Origin of the sequence: Microcoleus sp. T3_A4 (genome assembly GCF_036700465.1) — a bacterium.
In the GTDB taxonomy this organism is placed as follows: Bacteria; Cyanobacteriota; Cyanobacteriia; order Cyanobacteriales; family Microcoleaceae; genus Microcoleus.
Map to the genome: position 1 here is coordinate 49,458 of NZ_JAUBOY010000030.1, position 14,648 is coordinate 64,105.

A 14,648-nucleotide genomic window follows, 5' to 3' on the forward strand; every position below is an offset into this window, starting at 1 on the left:
CACGATCGATCGTAATTTATGTCTTCAAATTCTCCCTCTTCTTGGCACACCGTAGCAATTGACCAAACTCTCCAGCAGCTAAGCAGCAACAAAGACGCTGGATTGAGCAGCCAACAGGTGTCAGAACGCTTGCAGCAATACGGCCCCAACGAACTAGAAGAAACAGGAGGCCGCAGTCCGTGGTCGATTTTTGTCGATCAGTTCACCAACATCATGTTGTTGATGCTGATGGGTGTGGCCGTGATTTCGGGTTTTTTGGACTTTCGGTCGAATACTTTTCCCAAAGATGCGATCGCCATTTTTGCGATCGTCATACTCAACGGCATTCTCGGCTATTTCCAAGAGCAAAGTGCTGAAAAAGCCCTCGCAGCCCTCAAAAACCTCGCTTCTCCCCTAGTCAGAGTCCTGCGGGACGGCAAAACTTCAGAAATAGCAGCCAAGGAACTCGTACCTGGAGACGTGATGCTGTTGGAGGCGGGGGTAAAAATAGCAGCAGACGCACGCTTGATCGAATCTTCCAACTTGCAAGTCAGAGAATCAGCTTTGACAGGGGAAGCCCTAGCAGTAACCAAGCAAGCCGATCTAGAACTTCCCGAAGATGCTTCCTTGGGCGATCGACTCAACCTGATTTTTCAGGGCACAGAAGTTGTTCAGGGACGAGCAAAGGCGATCGTCACCAACACCGGAATGCAAACTGAACTCGGCAAAATTGCCGCCATGCTTCAGTCAGTAGAAAGCGAACCGACTCCCCTGCAACAGCGGATGGGCCAGTTGGGAAATGTTCTTGTCTCCGGTGCCCTAGCCTTAGTCGCAATTGTCGTCATCGGCGGCATGATTACCTTCCAAAACGGCAGCATCGGGTTGGATACCAGCAGGTGGGAAGAGTTGCTAGAAGTTTCTCTAAGCATGGCTGTGGCTGTGGTTCCCGAAGGGCTCGCAGCAGTCGTGACAGTTACTCTGGCACTCGGAACTAGGCGGATGGTGAAGCGAAACGCCCTGATTCGCAAACTGCCTGCGGTAGAAACTTTGGGCTCGGTAACAACCATTTGTTCTGACAAAACAGGTACTCTGACTCAAAATAAAATGGTAGTTCAGCTAGTCTCTACGGGCGACTGCACTGTCGCCGTCGCAGGCGACGGCTATGCGCCGATCGGAGATTTTACCGATCGCCTGACATCTGCCAAAATTAATAATTTAGAGGAATATCCAGAACTTGAATCTTTATTAATTGCCTGTGCAGTTTGCAACGACGCAGTATTGCAACAAGAACAGCAAGAATGGCAGATTTTAGGCGACCCCACAGAAGGAGCTCTGCTTTGTGTAGCCGGAAAAGCAGGCATTTATAAGGAAAAACAGTCTCAATTGCTGCCGCGGACGGCGGAATTTCCTTTTTCTTCCGAACGCAAACGGATGAGCGTAATTTGCGAAGTGCCCGGCCGATCGGGACATTCGGGATTTCCAGCAGTTGAAGGACAGCAGCCCAATTATTTGATGCTGACCAAAGGTTCTCCCGAGTTGACTTTGGAGCGCTGCAAAGGCATTATAGTCGGCGATCGAGTACAACCTTTAAATCAGGAAATGCGCGATCGCATCCTCGTCGAAAACAACAACATGGCAAGCGGCGGTTTGCGAGTCCTCGGGTTTGCTTACAAACTCTGGGAAAACCTGCCGCCCGAAGGTTCCGAGGAAACCAGCGAACAAGACATGATTTGGCTGGGACTCGTCAGTATGCTGGATGCCCCGCGCCCGGAAGTGCGGGAAGCAGTGGTGAAGTGCCGTGATGCAGGCATTCGGGTGGTGATGATTACAGGAGATCACCAGTTGACAGCAAAAGCCATCGCCTACGATTTAGGTATTGCAACAGAGGGCGATCGAGTTCTTACCGGTCAAGAATTAGAAAAGCTCAGCCAAGAAGAACTCAAACAGCAAGTCGAACAGGTTAGCGTTTACGCCCGCGTTTCCCCCGAACACAAATTGCGAATAGTCCAAGCTTTGCAAAGTTGGGGCAAATTTGTCGCCATGACCGGCGACGGCGTTAACGACGCCCCCGCCTTGAAACAAGCCGATATCGGCATCGCAATGGGTATTACCGGCACCGATGTCAGCAAAGAAGCTAGCGATATGGTGCTCCTCGACGACAACTTCGCAACTATTGTCGCCGCCGCTGAAGAAGGGCGAGTGGTTTATAGCAATATTCGCCGCTTTATTAAGTACATTTTGGGCAGCAACATCGGCGAAGTTTTGACAATTGCGGCCGCACCTTTAATTGGTTTGGGAGGAGTGCCGCTGACGCCGCTGCAAATTTTGTGGATGAACTTAGTAACAGACGGCGTTCCCGCTTTGGCCTTGGCCGTGGAACCGGGGGAACCGAACGTGATGAGAAAGCCTCCTTTCAGTCCGCGAGAAAGTATTTTTGCGCGGGGTTTGGGTTCTTACATGATTCGGATCGGGATTATTTTTGCAATTTTGACGATCACGATGATGTCCTGGGCTTATGGATATACCACCAACCCTAACCATGTTGGAGATCCCGATGCTTGGAAAACAATGGTGTTCACAACTCTTTGTTTGGCGCAAATGGGTCACGCGATCGCAATTCGGTCTAACACTCAGCTAACTATCGAGTTAAATCCCTTGAGTAATGTTTTTGTTTGGGGAGCTGTGATTGTTACTACTGCTTTGCAATTAATGCTGATTTACGTTCCGCCACTGAGAGCATTTTTTGGCACTCACTATTTGTCGCCTTTTGAATTGATGGTTTGCTTCGGTTTCAGCGCCCTGATGTTTGTCTGGATTGAAATGGAAAAACTGTTTGTGCGCTTTTACAAATCTCGAAAATAGTGTTAAGGGCTAACGCATACTGGATGTTTTTTTATTAGCTAGAGCTCTCGCCTGATTAGCACTGTTCTCAACATTCGCCAGGGTAGAAAACCCCTGGCTCACAGCGCAAGTCATCGCTATGAAGACTAAAGATATTAGTCCACAATTAAACATTTATTACTTCGTTATAATGTCATTGCAAGCGCCACGCTCCGCGAAAATCGCAATTGAAAAAAAGGCTCGCAATTGCCAGCGGGTAAATGGCGCTCGATTGTACCCCCCACGATGACTGTATTACCAATAATTACCAATTACTAATATTATGTATTTGAAAACGCTTCACCTACGGCAGTTTCGGAACTACTTTGATCAAAAGGTAGCGTTTGACGCTCCCAAAACCATTTTAGTAGGAAATAACGCTCAAGGAAAATCTAACTTGTTAGAAGCGGTAGAGTTGCTTTCTACATTAAAAAGCCACCGGGTAGGGCGCGATCGCGATTTAATACTCGACTCAAAGCCGATCGGGCAAATTGATGCTACACTCGAACGTCAAACCGGAGCGATCGACTTAGCTTTAACTCTTCGCTCTGGGGCGCGTCGAACACTGAAGATCAACGGTGAACCGCTGCGTCGCCATTTAGACTTTTTGAGCGTCTTAAATGTAGTGCAGTTTTCTTGTTTGGATTTGGACTTAGTGCGCGGCGGGCCCGAAGGAAGGCGCAATTGGATCGATCGCCTAGTCATCCAGTTAGAACCGATTTACGCTCATATTTTGCAGCATTACAACCAAATTTTGCGCCAGAGAAACGCTCTGTTGAAACGTTCTAAAGAACTCCGCAAAGCGGAATTTTCCGACAGTTTTGACAAAATGCGATTTATTGCACCCGAAAGTCCCGAAGCGGAAAATACAGAAGACTTATCCATCCCCAATTCCCCATTCCCAATTCCCCATTCCCAATTCCCCATTCCCAGTTCAGAATTAGCTTTGTGGGACGCGCAGTTGGCGACAGCGGGCGCTCGCGTCATCCGCAGGCGCGATCGAATTTTGGAGCGTTTGATGCCTTTAGCTCGAAATTGGCACCGTTCAATTAGCGGTTCAGCAGAAGTTTTAGATGTGAAATACGATGCTAATATTGAAGTAGGGGCGGAATTAATCGCTAAAGATAATCTCGAAGGAGTGCGACAAGCATTTTTAGAGAAAATTCAAAAAAGGGCGATCGCAGAACAGTTTCAAGGAACAACTTTAGTCGGCCCCCACCGCGACGATATTACATTTACAATTAACAATACCCCAGCTCGTCAATACGCATCCCAAGGTCAGCAGCGAACTCTGGTATTAGCATTAAAATTAGCCGAACTGCAGCTTATTGAAGAAGTCGTCGGCGAAGCGCCTTTACTGTTGCTCGACGACGTACTTGCAGAACTCGATCTGAGCCGCCAAAATCAACTTTTAGAAACAATTCAAGAAAGATTTCAAACTCTGATTACTACAACTCACCTAGGCGCTTTTGATGCTCAGTGGCTGCGACAAACCCAAATTCTCTCCGTCGTTGCTGGACAAATCAATCGATTTTAGATTTTAGATTTTAGAGTTTGGATTGACAAATTTTCTGTTTCATGGTAAAGATACAAAAAAATTGAAAAATTGGCATTATTAGCTCACTTCGAGATAGGATAAAGGTTAATTTTGATTACCGCTTTCGCTTCCATTTTTCTCAACCTTATGAAGCATTACATTTCCCGTCTGTTAGCCTTGGTATTAGTTGTTGTCATCGGCGTAGCGGGCTGTACCAATGTTCCGGCCACTCTGAGTGGAGATTATGGCCAAGACACATTAGCATTAGTGAAGAGCTTGAGAACAGCGCTCACTTTGCCAGAGGGTACGCCGGAAAAAGCAGCCGCTCAAGCCGAGGCTCGCACAAGTATCAACGATTTTTTTGCTGCCTACCGCCGCGATCCCGCTCTTACCAAGCTGGCCTCTTTCACGACAATGCGGACGGCATTAAACTCTTTGGCAGGACATTACAGTTCCTATCCAAACCGTCCCGTTCCTGAAAAATTGAAAAAGCGTCTTGAGTCAGAATTTCAGCAGATTGAAGCTGCTCTTAACAGAGGAGCTTAATCTCAAAATTTAGGAGCAAGGATAAATTTTAATAATTCATCTTTCATCCTTGATATTTGAGTGTTAACAATTTTTAGTAGAAATATCAACTGCTTTTAGCGCCCACTGTACCAGGCGCTTTTTTATGCACGATTTAGGGAAAAAGTCCTGAGAAATCGAACGGGATATGATATCAAATCCGGGCTTTTTACCCTTTTTATTTTTGAGTCCGCGAAGGCGCGTGCCTGCGTGCAAACACTTAGGCAGAGGAAAGTTTGTATAACATAGCAGCGGTTTAATCACCGAGTCCTATCTTGCCCGATCGCCCTTATTGGATTTAAATAGCCGCCAGATAGAATTTGCATTGTGCGATCGACTTGTGCCATAACTAAGTCAACGGAAAAAAGTAGAAAATTTGTAGCTGCTTGTTGAGCGCGATCGGCAAAATGCGATCGCCACCCAATTTAAACCAGAAAACCCCATTCAATTCTCCCATGAAAATTGCACCAACTCGCATCGCGAATTTTCAACACCAGCGACGCTTTTTAAGTGCGGTAACTGCTGTTTTAACCAGTAGCTTCATCAGCCAACTTGTGTGGCCGTTTATCGGAAATCAACCAGCTTTTGCCCAAACATCAGCCTATTGCCAATTATCCCCAGAACAGGTAAATCAAAAAGAAGACTTGCGCCGCGCCGCGCTGTCGGGAAAACGGGAATCTCAGCAAGCATATTTTGCTATTTTGAACAAACACGCGCGGGAAATAGCAGAATGCCGCCAAAAAACTTGGCCCGAAACCCAAGCAGTTTGGTTGCGTTTGTATCCGTGCGATGTCAGACCCGGAGAACTCGATCGAGTATTAGACAAAGTTGTGAATAAAGGCTACAACCAAGTCTATGTCGAAGTGTTTTACGATGGTCAAGTGCTGCTACCAGCAGCAGACAACCCTACGGTTTGGCCTTCTGTTTTGAGAAATCGCGGTTACGAGAAATACGACTTGTTAGAAAAGGCGATCGCCAAAGGCAAACAGCGAGGTTTAAAAGTCTACGCCTGGTTATTTACCATGAACTTTGGCTATAGCTATGCTCAGCGTCCAGACAGACAGCAAACCCTCGCTATCAACGGTAAAAATCAGACAAGTTTAACAGTAAGCGAATACGCAGCAATTAACGAGGACTTCGGAGAAGTTCCGGGCAATCAAGCCTTTATCGATCCGTACAACCCGCAAGCACGGCAAGACTATACTTTGTTAGTAAATCAAATAGTCAAGCGCAAGCCCCAAGGAATGTTGTTCGACTACATTCGCTATCTACGGGGCATCGGGCCCGCTTCAGTTGCTACCAAAGTTCAAGACTTGTGGATTTACGGCCCAGCATCGCAGCAAGTTATTTTGCAGCGGGCTAGCAATCAGCAAGGGCGAGATTTAATTCAGCGATATTTGACTAAGGGATTTATAAATACTACTGACGTTCAAGCATTAGTCAAACAGTATCCAACTGAGCGAGAACCTCTTTGGCAGGGTCGAATTCCGCAGGCCATGTCAGTAGCAACTTCACCTTCAAGAACGCAGAATGCCGTATCAAGAACAGCCTCAACAACTCCCGCCGCTAACAAGCCAAACCCTGCAACTCCCACACCAAAACCGACACCGACACCGCGGCTTCCCGATACCGGCATTCTGCAAAAAGATTTGTGGAAACTAAGCGTTGCTCACGCCGTTCAAGGGATTTTAGATTTTTTGGGGATAGCAATTCAACCAGCTCAAAGGATGGGAATTCCTGTAGGAGCGGTGTTTTTTCCCACTGCAAATCAAGCGATAAATCAAGGGGGATATGATTCGAGATTGCAGCCTTGGGACACTTTTCCGGCTGCTATAGAATTCCACGCCATGTCTTACGGAAATTGCGGCGATGTAAGCTGCATTGTGCCACAGGTGCAGCGAACAGTAAGTTTAGCGCCTGCGGGAGCAAAAATTATTCCTGCCATTGCTGGAGATTGGGGAAAACCTCTGAAAAATCGGCCGTCTTTGGAGATTCAAATGGCGGCAATTCGCTCTGCGACGCCACAAATTAATGCGGTGAGTCATTTTGCTTTTGGGTGGCAAGAACCGGAGGATGAAAGGGCACGGCAAACTTGCCGATTGTAGAGGGATTATTTGTAGAGATGCGATTTGTAGCGTCTCTACAAAATGGGATTTGGGAAAGCAGCTAACTGTTGGACAAACTCTTGATGTGCGTCACTGTTTAAGCCGGCTTGAAGAGTTGCGATCGCACTTGGCATATCGCCGTCTAAGAGTGCTGGAACAGCCAGCCACAACCCCGGAAAAACAAGGATGCGGATAATTCCTTCTGCATCGGGTAGCAGAGAAATATATTCTTCTTCCTGCAAGGAAAACCAATCAATCCGGCGATCGATTACTTGCCAAACGAGATATTCTTTCACCATGCTGCGGCGGTCAACTCGCTTTTTGTCCCGCAGATCGAGCGTAGCGGTACTAGCAGCAATTTCGGCAACAAATTCCGGCGCGCCTACAATGTAGCCGTCATCACTGAGGCTAGTTGCACCGCCGCGTCGGGAATCAATTAGCAGTACAGCATCGGGCTGGAATTCGTTATCCACGTCGAGACGCACGGTGGGGTTATCGCCGAGCCAAGTATGTTTGGTAAAAGCAGCATAGAAGCCAAGACAAGTCATCAGGCGAGCATGGGGTTCGGCGTGGGGTTCAAAGGGTAAGGGTGAAGCAATATAAACAATTCCTTCGATAAATTCTGCTTTTTTGAGTCCCGGCATTGCTGTATAGCGTCGCTCGAATTCGGCACGGGTGAGCAAATCGCCATTTTCCAAAGGAGGGATGCTGATGCGGCTGAGATTTGCGGGAGCAATCATGGCTTTTCTCCTGTTGTTATGCGTCGGTATCTTGCGATTTTATCTAATTTTCGGCATAGCTGTAAGCCAGAGTTATATTATCAGAAATAAATGCTGTGGCAAATGAGTACCAAATTGGCCAGTCAATGGGCGCTAAAAATATTGTTTTTAATCGGATCGATCGCCCTAATTTCCCTTATTTCTGAAACGCGACAAACTGCAAACTCAAATTCGCTCGCCCAACAAATCGCACCCGTTGAAAATCCCCCACCAAACCTGCTGAAACCTCCCAAACAAAAAACACCACATTCTCCCCCCGCAACTCCCTCTCCCAAACCTCCCGAACAACCTTTAGTCTTTGCACCGCCCGCGCAATTTCGCAGCAAAATTGTTTATAAAGCCAGTATTAACAACTCAAAAGTTATCGCCCTGACATTTGACGATGGCCCTTCGCCTGAAACTTTGAAAATATTAGAAATTTTGCAGAAACATAACGCGGCCGCTACATTTTTTTGCTTGGGTGCAAATTTGCGGGAGTATCCAGAAATTGCGAAAAGAGTTGTGCAAACGGGAAATGCGATCGGAAATCATACTTGGCATCACTATTCTCACAATGTTACCGAAAAAACAGCATCGGATGAAATAGATAATACTGGCGTTCATATTTATCGATCGACTGGGGCAAAAAGTTTCTTGTTTCGTCCCCCAGCGGCCACTTAAATAACGGTTTGGCAAATGACGCTCAAAAGAAGAATTATGTAGTGGTGATGTGGTCGATCGATCCTAAAGACTTTCTGCAACCTCCGGCTGCTGCGATCGCCCTTACCGTGCTATCCCAAGCTTCAACGGGGGCGATCGTATTATTGCACGACGGCGGGGGAAATCGCCAGGAAACAGTCGAGGCGCTATCTGCAATTATTCCCAAACTTAAACAGCAGGGATATCGTTTTGTCACCGTGCCACAATTGCTGGAAATGCAAGCTGGACAAAAACAGCGAATTGGCAATCAAAAATCCCCATGAACAGACATCTGGGCCCAATTAACTTACTCAGAATTTCATCTGCGTTCATCTGCGTTCATCTGCGGTTAAAAATCCCAATTATGCTAAACTTATTAATAATCATAAAACCCTTTATTAATCACAATGCAAAAACTACAATCAAGAGATATCAACCTCCGCTATCTAATCGATAACTTCGGCTTGCAGCGAGTTCGCAACAGCGAATTTTTCCGAGAATGGCAAGAAAACTTACCCGAAGTAACCGACTCGGAAAAACAATTGCTCGATCGCGTTCAAGACATATACTTCAACTTGGTAGACCCCCCGCCTGTACTGGAAAATGCAGTCAAGCTAACAATCATCAGCCCCATTTTGTTTATTGCCGGTCTGTATGAGTCTCCTTTTCAAGTCAAAGCCGAAAAGTCGATCGCCATTCAAGAGGAAGACGAAGGCAGAATAATCGAAGGCAGAATAGATATCCTAATTATGAAAGCAAACTTGTGGGTGACAGTAATAGAATCCAAACAACTTTCGTTTTCAACTGACGAAGCACTTGCCCAACTCCTGACATATATGCTGGCAGATCCGAACCCAGAAAATCCTACTTTTGGGATGATTGCCACAGGTGCTAACTTCAATTTTGTCAAGTTAGTTAGAGGCGAAACTCCCCAGTATGCGCGATCGGCTGAATTTGTTATTTCCAATCCCGGCAATGAATTGTACCGCGTTTTGCAGATTTTAAAACGCCTGAGTCAACTTCCAGACTAGCAATAAAAGCCATTTTGAGTTATCTTTCAAAACAGACAATCTCTAATATCTCAAATTTCAAACTAATGCGAGCATGGTAAATTACTTGATAGTCGGCGCTGTGGCAATAGCTTCTGTCTGCTGGGCAGAAATAATACGAGACTTTTATCACGTCGTGTCCCATTATTGGGCACCCCTGCAAAAGCTGCACACTTGGCATCACCGCGTTTTCCGCCCGAATTTGACCCCCGTCAGCGAGACAATTTACAAGCAAGCACACTGGCGTCACGACGTGCCCGAAGGTGCGGCGATGATGGTTTTGGGCTTGTTGCTGTGGGTTGTAGCTTATTTTCGGCTGCCGCAATACCACTGGGGTGCAGCAGCCGGTTGTATTTATACTTTAGGCTTTTTGTTGAGCGCGATCGCCCGCGGGTGCGGCATCAAAGGCGCAGACGAATTAACCGACATCACCCACCAACCGGGAGACTTTCTGACTCCCCCGGGCAAGTGGTTAGTTAATAAGCCTTATCACTGGCGGCATCACTTCGACAATCAAAATGCTTACTATTGCGGTACTTTCACCTTAATAGATAAACTTATGGGTACAGCACTTTCTCTCAAAGGCAAAACTGTAGCCGTCACCGGTGCATCGGGAACTTTAGGGCGTTTGCTTCTCAAACACCTGCACAAAGCTGGTGCAAAAGTTATCGCCCTCACATCGGGAAATCAAACAATTACTTTGAATATTGACGGCGAAAATTTGCCTGTAAAAACCATAAATTGGCAAATAGGTCAAGAGGCAGATTTAGCAGAATTATTAGAAAAAGTCGATATTCTCGTCATCAATCACGGAATTAACGTACAGGGAGAAAGAACAGGAGAGGCGATCGCAAACTCCTATGAAATTAACACTTTTTCCGCGTGGCGGCTGATGGAACTGTTTTTCTTAACAGTCCGCACTAACGAAAACATCGCTTGCAAAGAAGTCTGGATCAACACTTCCGAAGCAGAAGTAATTCCCGCTGTCAGTCCCCTGTACGAACTCAGCAAGCGCGCCCTGGGAGATTTAGTCACCCTGCGGCGGCTGGACGCGCCCTGCATCGTTCGCAAACTGATTTTAGGGCCATTTAAAAGCAACTTAAACCCGATCGGCATCATGTCTCCCGACTGGGTAGCGCAGCAAGTTGTCAAACAAGCTAAAGCCGATGCCCGGAATATCATCGTGACAATTAATCCCTTGACTTTTATCGTTTTTCCAGTCAAAGAGTTTTTTGTTTCTCTCTACTTCCAAATTTTCAGCCGGAAAGCAGTCTCTTTGACAGATATAGAATTAGAGCGATCGGGCGTTGAAGTAATCACTAAGTGATATCAAATCCGGTTAAATCAACCTAATGCTTCTAGGGTTCTAGGTGAAGTACGAATGACTTGCGAAGTACGTTCGGGCTTCACCTAGTGAGGGTACAGTAAGAATTGGTATTACTTCTTTCCTACCAACTCTGCTCTCTTTAGAAGTAGTTTCAGCCTGCTTGGCCACATTTGCTTGAGATTCCAGCGATAACCAACGTATTTCAAATGATTCCAGGGGTTCAGCAAACCTGTATGAAGATTAACAAACTCTGGCTGGGATTTACCGTTACGGGCAACCACAAAATAGGGTGGTTTGATAGAAGGATCGACGTGATTGAGAGACATGTACTCAATCACGTAAGCCCAGCGGGTTTCCTGGGAAACATTAGGTGTGGTACTGTGAAGTGTCAGCGAGGAAAACAAAACAATATCCCCCGCTTCTGCTTCAATGAAGAGTGGACTGTCAGGAGTTCCATCATACACAGCATAGTTACCTTCAACTTTGTGCGGCAGCCGTTTTTTGTGACTGCCCGGTTGTAACCACAGCCCACCATTTTCGGGGGTCATTCGGGTAAGTGCAATCCACAGTTGATAGTGATTATCCTTAAGGTTGCTATAGCCATTGTCCTGATGCCAAGGAAAGGTTTCTGCTCCTGGTCCTTTGGCTACTGCCTGATCCCACCGCACCCAGAAATTTGAACCAATGAATTGTGCAAGCAGTTCCACAAGTCGGGGTTGAGAGATGAAGTTTTGGATCTTTTCACTGTATTGGAATAGCTGACTGTGAAAAGTTAAGCTTCCTTTATTCAGATTATTGTCAATGTGCTTCGGATCGGCTTCTTTAATATCCTCGATCAGTATTCTCATCTCGGCTTCTGAAAAAAAGCCCCGTAGCTTAACATATCCATCTTGATTAAACTGCTCGACTAATTTTGTCTGTCCCATCTGCTTTACCTCTTGAATCAAGTTCTCGGTTTTAAACAATGTTTGGGAGAAATTAAAGATTTAGTTAAGTTGTAACGGAGACGAAGAAGTCATAGCAACAATGACTGGCAAACTCGTAGCTTTAGAAACCCGCTTTCTGGGAGAAACCGGATTTCTATATCTAAAATTTTTTGCCTGTCAGCTTAATTACTAACCTCAGACATTTCAATGACGCGACCATCGTAATCTTTGACCAAAAAATTCAGAGGCTTTTCCCGGCGAATTTTATAACTAATGCCGCGAGTTTGTACCCTCATCAATAGCTGATCCAAACAATCGCGATCGAAACAAACGTGACGCTGGCGATTTTTTTCCCCTGCACCGGCCCCGCTAATGATGTGCAGTTGGGTATTTTTCATCAACTGATACCACAAACCCTCGGGACTCCCCAGCGTTTGAGAGGTCGTTGCCCTCCCGACATTCGGCGACAAATACAGCGGATCGATACCACTTGTGCCCAAAGTTTGCTCGTAATTGTAGTAGTAGTGCAGCGGCACTTCTGCTACTGGCAAGTTTAGCATACCTTCATAGAACTCCCTCGCTTGTCCGAGATCCGATACCATCACCGTGTGTACCTTCGGAGCACTGGTGAGAAACATCCACATCGCCCCCGCATAGGCAGCCAGCAGCATCACCATAATCCCTTGAGTCGAAAACAAGCTGTCCAGGGGCAGGGACGGCAAAAAAGAGCTCAAGTACAAAGGCCGAAGTCCAAAATCAATAAAACTAACTGCTAGAGTCATGAATTATAAGAAAGGGTAAACAACGAAATTTATCAAGATTGCAGTCGCGATCGCCCGCGAGACTTAAACTATTAGCTTAGCCATCTATGTTAGCAAAAACTAGCGGTTAAGCCCTACCCGATGAAAGTCTTTGTCTACGGCACACTCAAACCGGGGGAGTCCAACTACCTCCGCTACTGCGAAGGAAAAGTTGTGGATGCTTGCCCCGCGATCGCCCGCGGTCAACTTTTTGCGCTGCCGATCGGCTATCCTGCGATGATGGCCGGAGATGGCAAAGTCTGCGGTTTTCTCCTCTGTTTCGCAAACTCGGCTATTTTGGACGATTTAGACCGATTGGAAGACTATCATCCGCTGCGGGAACCGACACAAAACGAATATCAGCGGCAGGAAATCGAAATCTTCGATCGACACCTCAAACCTTTAGGCACGGCTTGGGCTTACTTCATGTTACCCGATCGCGTTCGTTCCCTAGGAGGCATCTGGCTGCCCGACGGCAGGTGGGAAAATAGGTTTTTCACCAAATAAAGTGGTTAATGCCGATGAGCTTAGGAAAGTGCCATTGCAGTGGGCGAAGGCGGCTCGAACCTGTAACCGTAACCCCGAATAGTTTTAATAAACTGCGATCCAGTAGCATCAACTTCAATCATTTTCTTGCGAATCTGACCGATATGTACGCTAACAAGTTGCTTTTCTCCTGTGTCGTGGCAGTTCCACCCCCAGATGTTTTCGATTAGCTGTTGGCGACTCCAAGATTGACCGGAATGACTTGCCAAAAAATACAATATCTTAAATTCCATGCCTGTTAACTTTATAATGCGATCGTTGAGTGTTGCTTCCCGACGCGCTGAATCGATCGCGAATTGATCGAATACAATACGCGATCAAGTGACAGACCTCATGCGTCTCAACACAACTTCTATACGAATTGCCAACTCGGCCAGAGCAAATGGTTTGCAGATATAGTCATCAGCGCCTGCAGAAAGGACTTTAAGTTTATCAGCTTCGTCTGTGCGGCTGCTTAATATGATCACAAAAGCATTAGTACGGCGCTGCATTTCCTGGCAGAGATGATAGCCTGTAGTATCCGGCAAATTCCAATCAAGAACTACTAGCAGTGGCTTTACTTTCTCAAACAATGCTAAAGCAGTCTCGCCATCTACGGCCGAATATACTTGATATTTATGATTTAAAAAGCGATGAATTAAATTGCGGATGGATGGGTCATCATCCACAACTAAAATCTTGGCAGTATTATCAGTAATCATCACCAAAAAGCTCCTTTCTGTTGTCAATGGAAAGCTGGCACTTTCAGAAGTGCCTTAGTCAAGAGTAAAGCCCAGGTCGTTCCAAATAATTGGCAATTCTTCAATCAACTTGGCTTGGAGGTCAAAAGGCTCTCCCATATCCCAAATGTTGACTTCTAGGCGTTCGTTAAATACGGTTATTTCAAGGTTGATCGGAGTTTCTAAGGGCAGATTTTTGTGGGCGTGGCGAACAGCATTCGTAAACCCTTCGATCGTAGCAAGTTTGCACTGCTGCAAAACTGCTTCGGGAATGCGTAGATAGTCTAACTCCTCGACCCACCATAAAACTTGAGCAACACTCTTGAGGTCAGTATTTAGTTGAAGGTTAATTGTTTTAATTTGCTGGTGACAACTTCTATGGAATGAACCAATTCGTTGTTTGTGAAACGGCAAATTAAAGGCATTCAAAACATGAATTGCCTGTTTAAAATAACCAAGCTGAGTGGTAGGTTGGGTTGGCATTAGATCAAGCTGAAAATATTTCACAATTAACAGACAGTTTCGCCCCTCAGAAGTGCGGGTATAACTTAGCTCATCTGCAATTTTGCTAATTAGTTTTATACCTATCCCACCTGACGGTATTTCCTCTGCATTATTTCTCATGTTTCCCTCCTTTGTCATCATTTAATGGGTGTTGTTCGCCTACAAAAAAGAGTGGCATTCTGAACAATAAATTTTGCATGATTTATGCCTGACTTTTGCCGTAGGTCGTGCAGTTGTTGTCAGGATCATTTTCTC

15 protein-coding genes are annotated in these 14,648 nt (G+C 46.1%); 9 read left to right on the forward strand and 6 right to left on the reverse strand.

Annotated features, from left to right (window positions below; genetic code table 11):
• The first annotated feature begins 18 nt into the window (after positions 1-18).
• The 4 genes from QUA07_RS17880 (at position 19) to QUA07_RS17895 (ending at position 7,065) form a co-directional block, all read left to right on the forward strand.
• Positions 19-2,841 carry a cation-transporting P-type ATPase gene (locus tag QUA07_RS17880; protein ID WP_333327400.1) on the forward strand — a complete coding sequence of 941 codons (2,823 nt, stop codon included), beginning with the start codon at positions 19-21 and terminating at the stop codon, positions 2,839-2,841.
• A 301-nt stretch (positions 2,842-3,142) separates the two neighbouring features.
• A complete protein-coding gene (locus QUA07_RS17885) occupies positions 3,143-4,396 on the forward strand; it encodes a DNA replication/repair protein RecF (protein WP_333327403.1) in 1,254 nt (417 codons plus the stop codon).
• 147 nt (positions 4,397-4,543) lie between these two features.
• Entirely contained in the window at positions 4,544-4,942 is a 399-nt protein-coding gene (psb27, locus tag QUA07_RS17890) for a photosystem II protein Psb27 (protein WP_242717360.1), read from the forward strand.
• Between the two features lie 473 nt (positions 4,943-5,415).
• On the forward strand, positions 5,416-7,065 hold the full coding sequence (locus tag QUA07_RS17895; protein WP_333327406.1) for a family 10 glycosylhydrolase: 1,650 nt from the start codon (positions 5,416-5,418) through the stop codon (positions 7,063-7,065).
• Positions 7,066-7,100: 35 nt separating this feature from the next.
• Here the strand turns inward: QUA07_RS17895 and QUA07_RS17900 are convergent, their stop codons facing one another.
• Positions 7,101-7,805, reverse strand: a complete 705-nt coding sequence (locus QUA07_RS17900; RefSeq protein ID WP_333327409.1) for a Uma2 family endonuclease — start codon at positions 7,803-7,805, stop codon at positions 7,101-7,103.
• A gap of 102 nt (positions 7,806-7,907) precedes the next feature.
• Between QUA07_RS17900 and QUA07_RS17905 the strand changes: the two genes are divergently transcribed.
• From QUA07_RS17905 to QUA07_RS17920, 4 genes are all read left to right on the forward strand, one after another.
• A complete protein-coding gene (locus QUA07_RS17905) occupies positions 7,908-8,504 on the forward strand; it encodes a polysaccharide deacetylase family protein (protein WP_333327412.1) in 597 nt (198 codons plus the stop codon).
• Between the two features lie 8 nt (positions 8,505-8,512).
• The gene (locus tag QUA07_RS17910; RefSeq protein ID WP_333327415.1) at positions 8,513-8,806 is read left to right on the forward strand and encodes a hypothetical protein; all 294 of its coding nucleotides are present in this window, start codon (positions 8,513-8,515) and stop codon (positions 8,804-8,806) included.
• A gap of 123 nt (positions 8,807-8,929) precedes the next feature.
• Positions 8,930-9,553 carry a restriction endonuclease subunit R gene (locus QUA07_RS17915; RefSeq protein ID WP_333327418.1) on the forward strand — a complete coding sequence of 208 codons (624 nt, stop codon included), beginning with the start codon at positions 8,930-8,932 and terminating at the stop codon, positions 9,551-9,553.
• A 73-nt stretch (positions 9,554-9,626) separates the two neighbouring features.
• Complete coding sequence (locus tag QUA07_RS17920; RefSeq protein WP_333327421.1) at positions 9,627-10,898, forward strand: bifunctional sterol desaturase/short chain dehydrogenase; 1,272 nt, start codon at positions 9,627-9,629, stop codon at positions 10,896-10,898.
• A gap of 110 nt (positions 10,899-11,008) precedes the next feature.
• Here QUA07_RS17920 and QUA07_RS17925 read toward each other — a convergent pair whose 3' ends face one another.
• Together QUA07_RS17925 and QUA07_RS17930 are read right to left on the reverse strand one after the other, a co-directional pair.
• Positions 11,009-11,824 carry a phytanoyl-CoA dioxygenase family protein gene (locus QUA07_RS17925; RefSeq protein ID WP_333327423.1) on the reverse strand — a complete coding sequence of 272 codons (816 nt, stop codon included), beginning with the start codon at positions 11,822-11,824 and terminating at the stop codon, positions 11,009-11,011.
• Positions 11,825-12,006: 182 nt separating this feature from the next.
• Positions 12,007-12,606 (reverse strand): glyoxalase-like domain protein, encoded by a 600-nt coding sequence (locus tag QUA07_RS17930; protein WP_333327426.1) that lies wholly within the window; start codon positions 12,604-12,606, stop codon positions 12,007-12,009.
• Positions 12,607-12,726: 120 nt separating this feature from the next.
• Here QUA07_RS17930 and QUA07_RS17935 point away from each other — a divergent pair, with 120 nt between their 5' ends.
• Positions 12,727-13,131: a gamma-glutamylcyclotransferase gene (locus QUA07_RS17935; protein WP_333327428.1), complete on the forward strand. Its 405-nt coding sequence runs from the start codon at positions 12,727-12,729 to the stop codon at positions 13,129-13,131.
• Positions 13,132-13,151: 20 nt separating this feature from the next.
• Here QUA07_RS17935 and QUA07_RS17940 read toward each other — a convergent pair whose 3' ends face one another.
• From QUA07_RS17940 to QUA07_RS17950, 3 genes are read right to left on the reverse strand one after another with little or no spacing between them, the layout of a single operon-like run.
• Entirely contained in the window at positions 13,152-13,481 is a 330-nt protein-coding gene (locus tag QUA07_RS17940) for a response regulator transcription factor (protein ID WP_333327502.1), read from the reverse strand.
• 6 nt (positions 13,482-13,487) lie between these two features.
• Positions 13,488-13,871, reverse strand: coding sequence for a response regulator transcription factor (locus QUA07_RS17945; protein WP_333327431.1), 384 nt, complete (start codon positions 13,869-13,871; stop codon positions 13,488-13,490).
• Between the two features lie 54 nt (positions 13,872-13,925).
• The gene (locus QUA07_RS17950) at positions 13,926-14,513 is read right to left on the reverse strand and encodes an ATP-binding protein (protein WP_333327434.1); all 588 of its coding nucleotides are present in this window, start codon (positions 14,511-14,513) and stop codon (positions 13,926-13,928) included.
• Positions 14,514-14,648 lie beyond the last annotated feature (135 nt).